This is a genomic window from Flavobacterium sp. (genome assembly GCF_044339515.1).
In the GTDB taxonomy this organism is placed as follows: Bacteria; Bacteroidota; Bacteroidia; order Flavobacteriales; family Flavobacteriaceae; genus Flavobacterium.
Genome location: NZ_JBIIVK010000078.1, coordinates 1 through 10769, shown reverse-complemented (window position 1 = coordinate 10769; position 10769 = coordinate 1). Strand labels below are relative to the sequence as shown.

The 10769-nt window shown below is 35.3% G+C and carries 8 protein-coding genes; 3 read left to right on the top strand and 5 right to left on the bottom strand.

Going from position 1 to position 10769, the window contains the following annotated elements:
• Positions 1–332 precede the first annotated feature (332 nt).
• The gene (locus tag ACIQ0M_RS14770; RefSeq protein ID WP_396153602.1) at positions 333–1058 is read right to left on the bottom strand and encodes a TIGR00730 family Rossman fold protein; all 726 of its coding nucleotides are present in this window, start codon (positions 1056–1058) and stop codon (positions 333–335) included.
• A 32-nt stretch (positions 1059–1090) separates the two neighbouring features.
• Complete coding sequence (gene uvrA, locus ACIQ0M_RS14765) at positions 1091–3922, bottom strand: excinuclease ABC subunit UvrA (protein ID WP_396153600.1); 2832 nt, start codon at positions 3920–3922, stop codon at positions 1091–1093.
• Positions 3923–4030: 108 nt separating this feature from the next.
• On the opposite strand from uvrA, the gene ACIQ0M_RS14760 reads away from it, so the two are divergent.
• Positions 4031–4552, top strand: a complete 522-nt coding sequence (locus tag ACIQ0M_RS14760) for a hypothetical protein (protein ID WP_396153598.1) — start codon at positions 4031–4033, stop codon at positions 4550–4552.
• A 68-nt stretch (positions 4553–4620) separates the two neighbouring features.
• Here ACIQ0M_RS14760 and ACIQ0M_RS14755 read toward each other — a convergent pair whose 3' ends face one another.
• Genes ACIQ0M_RS14755 through ACIQ0M_RS14745 form a run of 3 tightly spaced genes read right to left on the bottom strand, consistent with a single transcriptional unit; the run spans position 4621 to position 8736 of the window.
• Entirely contained in the window at positions 4621–6435 is a 1815-nt protein-coding gene (locus ACIQ0M_RS14755) for a chloride channel protein (protein WP_396153596.1), read from the bottom strand.
• A gap of 37 nt (positions 6436–6472) precedes the next feature.
• The gene (gene ggt / locus ACIQ0M_RS14750) at positions 6473–8155 is read right to left on the bottom strand and encodes a gamma-glutamyltransferase (RefSeq protein ID WP_396153594.1); all 1683 of its coding nucleotides are present in this window, start codon (positions 8153–8155) and stop codon (positions 6473–6475) included.
• Positions 8152–8736, bottom strand: coding sequence for an ACP phosphodiesterase (locus tag ACIQ0M_RS14745; RefSeq protein WP_396153592.1), 585 nt, complete (start codon positions 8734–8736; stop codon positions 8152–8154). Before ACIQ0M_RS14745 ends, ggt begins: the two co-directional genes overlap by 4 nt.
• Positions 8737–8853: 117 nt before the next feature.
• On the opposite strand from ACIQ0M_RS14745, the gene glmM reads away from it, so the two are divergent.
• A complete protein-coding gene (gene glmM / locus ACIQ0M_RS14740) occupies positions 8854–10251 on the top strand; it encodes a phosphoglucosamine mutase (RefSeq protein WP_396153590.1) in 1398 nt (465 codons plus the stop codon).
• Between the two features lies 1 nt (position 10252).
• The coding region (locus tag ACIQ0M_RS14735) for a peptide deformylase (RefSeq protein WP_396153588.1) at positions 10253–10769 on the top strand (517 nt) is incomplete at its 3' end.

Genomic DNA, 10769 nt, shown 5'->3' with positions numbered 1-10769 from the left:
TTCTTTAAAATGAAGTCTACAAGCTTCTTCACTTCCAAAATTTGCCGTAAAACTGAATAAATTCATCGCTTTTTTTTATCAAATATAAGGCTTTTTATTTAATTATGGGTAATTGCGGACAATCAAATTTATTTTTTTTTACTATTACAATTATTAAAGTTCTGTTAAAATAAATATTTTTTATAACAAGTATTAATTTGATTGACAATTCATTACTTAATTAAAAAAATGCTAAAAAATAAGTAAATATGATATCATTACTACTCGCTTTTTTAAAAAAATGAGATATTATCAAATAAAAAAGAAAAAATCATTTAATTGTTTTTGTATGTTTAAAAGTTTGGGCTTAAATTGTATTTTTTATAGAAGGCATCGAGCACTTCAACTACTTCGTCTTCGGTATCGACTAGTTTGATTAAATTTAAATCATCAGGACTTGCATTTTTCTGCTTGTCTATCATTACATTTTTTATCCAATCTAACAAGCCTGACCAATATTCTGTTCCTACCAAAATAATGGGAAATTTACCTATTTTTTTGGTTTGAATTAAAGTGATTGCTTCAAACAATTCATCCAACGTTCCAAATCCGCCCGGCATTACGACAAATCCTTGTGAATATTTGACAAACATTACTTTTCGCACAAAAAAGTAATCAAAATTTAAGTTTTTATCCTTGTCGATGTAAGGATTAAAATGTTGTTCAAAAGGCAATTCAATATTTAATCCTACTGAAGTTCCTTCGCCTCGATGAGCACCTTTGTTCCCGGCTTCCATAATTCCGGGACCACCACCGGTAATTACTCCATAGCCTGCTTTACTGATTTTATAGGCAATGCTTTCAGCTAATTCATAATATTTTTCACCCGGTTTTGTTCTGGCTGACCCAAAAATGGAAACACAAGGCCCAATTCTTGCCATGCTTTCATAACCATTGACAAACTCAGACATGATTTTAAAAATCGCCCAAGAATCATTCGTACGTATTTCGTTCCAGGTTTTTTGTTTGAATTTTTCTTGTATTCTGTGGTCTTCATTTTCGTATTGTTCTACTGACATTTTCTTTTCTTTTTTTAAATTAAACAAACGTGCTAAAGTAATTCTTTTTTTAGAAACTGTGCGGTGAAGCTTTTTTTGTTTTTCACAATTTCTTCCGGAGTTCCTTTACAAATGATTTCTCCCCCGCCTTTTCCTCCTTCTAAACCAATATCAATAATATGATCTGCCAATTTTATTACATCCATATTGTGTTCGATTACCAAGACGGTATTACCTTTATCTACTAATTTTGTAATCACTTCCATCAACACCCGAATATCTTCAAAATGTAAGCCGGTCGTTGGCTCATCTAAAATATAAAACGTATTTCCGGTATCTTTTTTAGATAATTCGGTTGCCAGTTTTATTCGTTGTGCTTCGCCACCCGAGAGTGTTGTGCTTTGTTGTCCTAGAGTAATGTAACCCAAACCAACATCTTGAATCGTTTTTACTTTACGATATATTTTCGGAATGTTTTCAAAAAATTCAACCGCTTCATCCACTGTCATATTCAATACATCGGAAATGGATTTTCCTTTGTAGCGAATTTCCAGAGTTTCTCGATTAAAACGTTTTCCCATACAAGTTTCACATTCTACATAAACATCCGGTAAGAAACTCATTTCGATGGTTCGAACACCGGAACCTTCGCAAGTTTCACAGCGGCCGCCGGTCACGTTAAAACTAAAACGTCCTGCTTTATAGCCACGAATCATCGCTTCGGGTGTTTGCGTAAACAGACTTCTGATTTCCGAAAAAACATCAGTATACGTAGCCGGATTACTTCGTGGTGTTCGCCCAATCGGACTTTGGTCAATGTCAATTACTTTGTCAATATGTTCCAAACCTTCAATTTTTTTGAAAGGTTGTGGTTTTTTTACCGCATTGAAAAAGTGTTCATTCAAAATAGGATATAGGGTTTCATTAATCAATGTTGATTTTCCACTTCCTGAAACTCCTGTGATGCAGATGAGTTTTCCCAAAGGAAATTCTGCCGTCACATTTTTTAAATTATTTCCGGTTGCTCCCCATAATTTCAGGACTTTTCCGTTTCCTTCACGACGTTTTTTTGGGATTTCGATTTTCATCTTGCCGCTCATGTATTGAGCTGTCATCGTGTTTTCTAATAACAATTGTTGCGGTGTTCCTTCGCTAATGATTCGTCCACCAAAACGACCTGCTTTAGGTCCAATGTCAATCACCCAATCGGCACGTTCAATCATATCTTTATCGTGTTCCACCACCAAAACGGAATTGCCAATATCGCGAAGATTTTCCAAGGAATTAATCAATCGCTCGTTGTCTCGTTGATGTAAACCAATGCTGGGTTCATCCAAAATATACAAAACACCCACCAATTGCGAACCAATTTGTGTGGCCAATCGAATCCGTTGAGCTTCACCACCTGAAAGCGATTTGGAACTGCGGTTTAACGATAAATAATTCAAACCAACATCCAACAAAAATAGTAATCGTGCTTTAATTTCTTTGGTAATTTCAACAGCAATAGCTTTTTGTTTATCTGATAAATTGTCATCTAAGTTAAAAAACCAATGAGCCAATTCCGAAATATCCATTTGTGATAAATCGGCGATATTTTTTTCATTGATTTTAAAATAGAGAGCTTCTTTTTTTAATCGAGAACCATGACAATCAGGACACTCGTTTTCATCCATGAATTCTTTTGCCCAGCGTTTAATGGAAGTTGAATTGCTTTCATCAAATTGATTTTTGATGAAATTAGAAATTCCTTCAAATTCAATTTTATATTCTTTAGTAATGCCCAATGTTTTAGATTCTACCGAGAATTTTTCTTTTCCGCCATTCAAAATCATTTCCATTGCCTCTTCCGAAATAGTTTCAACGGCATCGGTCAATTTAAAACCATATTTTTCACCAATCGTTTCCAATTGTTTAAAAATCCAATTCGATTTATATTCACCAAGCGGTGCAAAACCACCTTGTTTGATGCTTAATTTTGGGTTTGGAATGATTTTTTTCAGATTAATTTCGTTCACTGTTCCCAATCCATTGCAATGGTCACAGGCACCTTTTGGTGAATTAAACGAAAAATTATTTGGTTCCGGATTCGGATATGAAATTCCTGATGTTGGACACATTAACGTTCGACTAAAAAAGCGGACCTCTTTTGACTCGTGTTCGATGACCATCATGACATCATCACCGTGATGCATAGCGGTTTTGATGCTTTCTGTCAGACGTTTATCAGTTTCTTCATCGTTCTCGATTTGCATGCGGTCAATTACTATTTCAATATCATGGGTTTTATAGCGATCGACTTTCATGCCGCTAACCAAATCCTGGATTTCACCATTAACCCGAACTTTTACAAAGCCTTGTTTGGCAATTTGTTGAAACAATTCAGCATAATGACCTTTCCGAGATCGAACGATTGGTGCTAAAATGTTAATGCGTTTTCCTTTGAAATTTTCAATAATCAATTCTTTAATTTGCTCATCGGAATAGGAAACCATTTTTTCGCCGGTGTTGTAACTGTAAGCTTCACCGGCTCTTGCAAACAACAAACGCAAGAAATCATAAATTTCAGTAATCGTTCCAACCGTTGAACGCGGACTTTTGCTGGTCGTTTTTTGTTCGATGGCAATTACAGGCGAAAGTCCGTCAATTTTATCTACATCGGGACGTTCTAATCCGCCTAAAAATTGTCGGGCATATGCCGAAAAAGTTTCGATGTATCTTCGCTGACCTTCCGCATAAATGGTATCAAAAGCCAACGATGATTTACCAGAGCCCGAAAGTCCGGTAATAACCACCAATTTCTCTCGTGGAATAGAAACATCAATATTTTTGAGGTTGTGAACCCTAGCTCCTAAAATTTCAATTGTTTCGTCTGGTTGTTGCATAATTTTTTGGCAAAACGCAAAGTTACGATTTTAACAGCAAGATTTATATAGACATATAAGAAGAATTTGTTAAACAATTTCTATTTTTGAAAAAATTAAATTTAGAATATGAAGATATTAGGAATTGGTTCCCGAATTAAACATCCTGAAAACGGAGCAGGAGTAGTAACAAACGTTACAGCCAAACATTATTGGGTAACTTTTATCGAAAGCGGATTAGAAACCATCGACGTTGACAGTGAATTTGAAGTAATTGAAGCGTTGGAAGACGAAGTAGATTCGGTAAGTTTTTATGAAGTGGAAAGAACTTTAAAAAATCTACTTCAAAAATGGTCAGATGTTTCCCAAATTGTTCCAATTGCTGATAAATGGAAAGGCGGGAAATTGATTATGGAACCCGGAACAGCAACACAAAATAAAGAAGTTCCAATCGATACTTTTTTCCATAAAATCATAATGGTTCGCGATAGATTAAGAGTAATGGAGCAAAAAATCAATGCCAGTAACTTAGACGAAGCTGAAAAAATTGATTTACAACAATATATCACTCGTATTTATGGTAGTTTGACGACGTTTAATGTGTTGTTTAAAAGTACGAATGATTATTTTGTGGGAGAGAAAACAAAGTAGAGTTCAGTAATCAGTTTTTAGTGTTCAGTTAAAAATGCTAACTGAACACTGATTTAACTATTCTGCAGTTACTCAATAATCATATTCTTCAATCTAGTCCGATAAGCTTCTAAAATTGAGGTTTTTGACAACATTCCTATTACTTGATTGTTTTTCAATACGGGAAGAAATTCTTCTTTAGTATGATCAAATTTCTCCATGATGGTGTCCATTGTTTCATCGTAATTAATTTCTTCCTTCGGAGGATGCATTACATCTTGTAAAGCAGTAAATTTTACTTTGTAATTATTGAATAAATAAGGTCTAATCTCTTCAAAATTAACTATACCAATTAATTCATTTTTATCATTCACAACCGGAAAAACGGATTGATTGTAATTTGAAATTTTTTGGACTAATTCTTCCAATGAATTGGATAATTTCAACGTTTGAATATTGGTTTGTATGAGATTGGAAGGTGTAATGCCCGATAGAATATTCCGATCGCGATCATCTGTAAACACATCGCCTTTGGCCGCCAAATTTTTTATATCAAAAGAATACGGTTCATATCTTTTAGAAATAGCAAAACTAATAGACGACACTATCATCAGTGGAACCATTAAACTATAGCCGCTAGTAATCTCGGCAATAAGGAAAATGGCAGTGAGCGGTGCATGAAATAAGCCACTCAGTATTCCTGCCATACCTACCAACGTAAAATTAATCACAGGAAGTTTAAATCCAACTTGATTGAAAAATGTAGCGACAACAAATCCCAAATAAGAGCCTACAAATAGGGAAGGAGCAAAGTTTCCACCGTTTCCGCCACTTCCAATGGTGATACTCGTGGCATAGACTTTAATTAACATGGTTGCTCCCACAAAGAGGAGTAAAATCCAGCTATTATCTTTAAAACCTTGAAGTACTGTATTGTCTAAAATTTGTTGTGGATTTGTATTGGCGAGCATTTTTATACTTTCATACCCTTCACCAAATAAGGTTGGGAAAAAGAAAATCAAAATAGCTAAAAGGAAAGCACCAAAAAATGCTTTTCGTATGGGCTTCAGTTTCGATTTTTCAAAATAATGTTCAATTTTTCGAAAAGTTCTGGCATAATTTATTGAAACAAAGCCAGAGACAACTCCTAATAGAATATAAAATGGTAAATTATGATAATCAAAATCCAATTGTTTACTGAAAGTAAATAGAATTTCATCTTTCAACAAAATAGCTGAGACGATTGCTCCCGTTGCCGACGAAATCATGATGGGAATAAAAGCGGTAATACTAACGTCCATCAATACCACTTCTATGGCAAAAAGCACTCCTGCAATTGGTGCATTAAACGCAGCGGCAATTCCGGCAGCAACTCCACAAGCCAAAAGTAACGTTCTGTCTTTGTAACTCAGGCGATAATTTTGGGCAAAATTGCTTCCAAAAGCAGCTCCTGTAATGGTGATAGGCGATTCTAATCCGGCAGATCCACCCATACCCACCGTAAGTGAACTAGTTATAATCTGAGCATACATTTGCTTTTTGGGCATGATGCCTGATTTTTTGGCCACTGCATACATGATTTGTGAAGTGCCTTTTTCGATAGAACCATCTAATACTTTTTTTACTACAAAGGCGGTAAGCACAATTCCGATAATGGGTAGCGTACTGTTACTGTATGGTAAATGAAAAATGGAATCGATATATTGTGCAAAAATATATACCCAGTGAGCAAATGTTTTTAAGACAATTACAGCCAAAGCAGAAGAGATTCCTACCAAAAAACAGGCTAAATAAATAAATTGTCTTGGCGATAAAAATGATTTTAAGTAAAAAATAAACCCTTCCAGTCTTCTGAAGTTCTTTCTGAAAAATGTTTTAAAGATTGATTTTTTTTCGTTTGGCATGAAAAAACTGTTTTAAAACGCTAAGATAAAACTTAATTTAAAAACCAACGGCTTTATCATCGCCTCTTTTGTCTGCTCCACCTTCATATTTTCCATCGGGAAGCACTAAAATGGCATCCACTTTTCCTAGAATAGGAGTAGCTTTTTCGTTGATGAGATAATTTTTCTTTTTTAACGATTGAAGAGTTTCTTTAGAAAAACTTTCCGGTTCAAAAATTACTTCGTCCGGTAGCCATTGATGATGAAAACGAGGAGCATTAACTGCTTCTTGCATGCTCATTTCAAATGCAGCAACATTTAAAAAAGTTTGTAAAACTGAAGTGATAATGGTTGAGCCGCCCGGTGTTCCTAAAATCATAAAAAGTTTCCCGTCTTTTTCTATAATGGTAGGAGTCATCGAACTCAGCATTCTTTTTTGAGGAGCAATGCTGTTGGCTTCGGAACCGGTTAAACCAAACATATTCGGAATGCCCGGTTTGGCTGAAAAATCATCCATTTCATTATTTAAAAAGAAGCCTAACTCATCGCAATACAATTTTGAACCATAGGCATCATTTATCGTTGTGGTAGCAGAAACTGCATTCCCAAATTGATCAATAATTGAATAATGAGTGGTTTCCATACTTTCAGAAAATTGAATAGTTCCTTTAGTAATATCACTTGATTTGGTCGCTTTTTCAAATGAAAAAGTTGACATTCTGCTTTTAAGATAAACATCATTCATTAGTTCATTTACAGGAATTTTTACAAAATCAGGATCACCTAAATAATGATTTCTGTCAGCGTATGCTCTTCGTTCTGCCTCTACCAAAAGTTGAATGTATTTTTCTGAATTATGTTGTAATGATTGCACATCATACGGTTCAATCATTTTTAAAATCTGACCTAACGTAATTCCGCCACTGCTCGGTGGAGCCATCGAAGTTACTTTGTAATTTTTATAATCAAATGATATTGGGTCACGCCAAACCGCTTCATATTTCTCTAAATCTTCTAAGGTGATGATTCCGCCTTTGGTTTGAATGTACATGACTAATTTCTTAGCCGTTTCGCCTTTATAAAATTCATTTCGGCCGTTTTTGGCAATCTGTTCTAACGTATTGGCTAAAGCGAAATAACGTATCGTATCTTTTTCTTTAAATATGCTAGCAAACAGAGTTTTATCTCCATTAGCTTTAACAATAACTTGGCGATATTTATTTAATCTTTCTTCTTGTTTTTGGGTTACAACAACTCCTTTTTTGGCTAATTCAATTACCGGTTTTAAAATAGTTTCTATAGGTAGGGTTCCAAACTTTTCATGCACAGCAAAAACGCCGGCAATAGTTCCGGGAACGCCAATACTTTTGGCAGATTCAGTGCTCATTCCGCTTACGACATCTCCTTTTTCATTTAAAAACATACTTGAAGTAGCGGCTAATGGAGCTTTTTCGCGGTAATCTAAACTGCCTGTTTCGCCTGAAAATTTTCTGTAAACCATAAATCCACCTCCGCCAATATTTCCTGCGTAAGGATAGGCAACAGCCAAAGCCAATTCGGTAGCAATCATCGCATCAAAAGCATTCCCACCTTGTTTCATAATTTCTACACCAATTTGAGATGCTTCTTCACGGGCAGAAACCACCATCGCTTTTTCGGTGACTAATCCGGTTGGAATAGTAGTTTGCTCCGATTTGCATCCCATTAAAAATAGTAATAAAAGTAATGAAATAGTTCTCATAACGTAGCTAGTTTTTCTTGGCAATGGATTTGTAATTCTTCAAAAAAGGTAGTAAATTCATTTTCAAATTCGGTATAAAACTCTTTTAATTCATTTATGGAAAGATGCATATCAACTCGGTTTTTAGTACGATGATCCATTTGAAATAAAATCATCGATAAACCTTCAATTGAGGCATAACTCACCAACCAATTACGGGCAATCATATAAGGCATCATTCCTTTGGTTCTTTCGGTTAAGATGTCATAATGACTTCGCAAATTTTCATAAAAATCATTTGCCACTTTCTCTAAAGGTTGATTCGAGTAGTTAACCCAATTCTTAGCCAAAAAATGATCATAAAAAATATCAATAATTACACCCGAATAATGTCCGTATTTTTCATGTAAACGATGCTTACTTTTCCTAAAAATAGGGTGTGCATCTGTAAACGTATCAATGGCTCTGTGCAAAATAATGCCTTTCTGAACTTCTGCCGGATAATTCAAATAATCGTTTCCACGAATACCATCGGCCATAAAGTTGCCGATTTGAAGGAGTTCGTTGTCGCCGGAAAGATAGATGTGAGCTAAAAAATTCATTTGCCTAATGTAGGAATTAATTCTTAAAAAATTGAATTTTAAATCACTTTAAGAAACATTCATTTCTATATCTTTGCCATAAAATAAAATAAAATTCAGCAATTCAACTTTTATACTATGACATTAATCAAATCAATTTCAGGAATCAGAGGGACTATTGGCGGAAAAGTGGGTGATAATCTTACACCGGTAGATGCAGTAAAATTTGCTTCGGCCTATGGAACATTTTTAAAAAACTCGCAACCCGCAACCCGTAAATCGCGACTTAAAGTAGTAATCGGTCGTGATGCCCGAATTTCCGGCCCAATGATTCATAATTTGGTGGTTAACACGTTGATTGGTTTAGGTATTGATGTGATTGATTTAGGGCTTTCTACTACTCCAACAGTTGAAATTGCTGTTCCGTTGGAAAAAGCGGATGGCGGAATTATTTTAACCGCTTCGCACAATCCAAAACAATGGAATGCCTTAAAATTATTAAATGCAAAAGGTGAATTTTTGAGTGGAGCAGAAGGAGCTGTTATCCTAGAAATCGCTGAAGCTGAGGCTTTCGATTTTTCCGATGTGGATAGTTTAGGTGAAGTTATTGTGAATGATGCCTACATGGATATTCATATTGATGAGGTGTTGAATTTACCTTTGGTAGATGCAGAAGCAGTATCTAAACGTAAATTTAAAGTGGTTGTTGATGGTGTCAATTCTTCGGGCGGAATCATTATTCCAAATTTGTTAGAACAAATGGGTGTGGAAGTAGTAAAATTGTATTGCGAACCAAATGGACATTTTCCTCATAATCCGGAACCATTGAAAGAACATTTAGGAGATATTTGCGAATTGGTTGTGAAAGAAAAAGCCGATTTCGGAATTGTGGTTGACCCCGATGTAGATCGTTTGGCTTTTATTTCGAATGATGGCGAAATGTTTGGAGAAGAATATACGTTGGTTGCCGTGGCTGATTATGTGTTGAGTAAAACCCCGGGAAATACTGTTTCTAATATGTCATCATCAAGAGCTTTACGCGATATTACAGAAAAACACAACGGAAAATACCAAGCCAGTGCTGTTGGTGAAGTCAATGTGGTGGAATTGATGAAATCTACTAACGCTATTATTGGAGGCGAAGGAAATGGAGGAATCATCTATCCGGAGTCGCATTATGGACGTGATAGTTTGGTTGGAGTGGCTTTATTTTTAACACATTTAGCGAGTTTGGATGTTACGGTGGCGGAACTTCGTGCTTCGTATCCACAGTATTATATGAGTAAAAACAAAATTGAATTGACTCCTGAAATTGATGTAGATGCGATTTTGGTGGCGATGACCGCTAAATATGCTCACGAGCAAATTTCAACAATTGATGGTGTAAAAATTGATTTTGCCACGGAATGGGTGCATTTACGAAAATCAAATACGGAGCCAATTATTCGAATTTATACTGAAGCTCCAACTCAACAAGCAGCAGATGCATTGGCTTTACGAATCATTGATGAAATTAAAGCTGTAATTGCTAAGTAAGATGAAAAAATTGATTTTGGTTACTTTTTTGTTGATTTCGGTTGTGACTTTTTCTCAAAAGTTTACAAAAGAAGAACGTGACTTTATTTTGGAAGCCGATTCAACGCAAATGTTCAAAGTAATTCAGATAACTGAACCCAATGATTTGAAAATTTTGAAAGCAGTTTCAACCGATGTGAATCCGAAAGATAAATTGCTTCCGATTGTAGCGAAAAGAATGCTTTTGGCAATGCAAAATCCTGAAAATCCCGGAATTGGCATTGCCGCTCCGCAAGTTGGAATTAATCGAAATTTATTTTGGGTACAACGATTAGACAAACCCGGCGAACCGTTTGAATTTTATATTAATCCGAAAATTGTGTGGCGTTCAGAACTCCTTCGAAAAGGAATTGAAGGCTGTTTATCTATTCCTGAAGACCGAGGTGATGTGTATCGAAATTACACTATCAAAATCACTTATTTTGACCTAAAAGGAAATTTTAAAGAAGAATTAGTGGAAGGTTTTACGGCCGTTATTT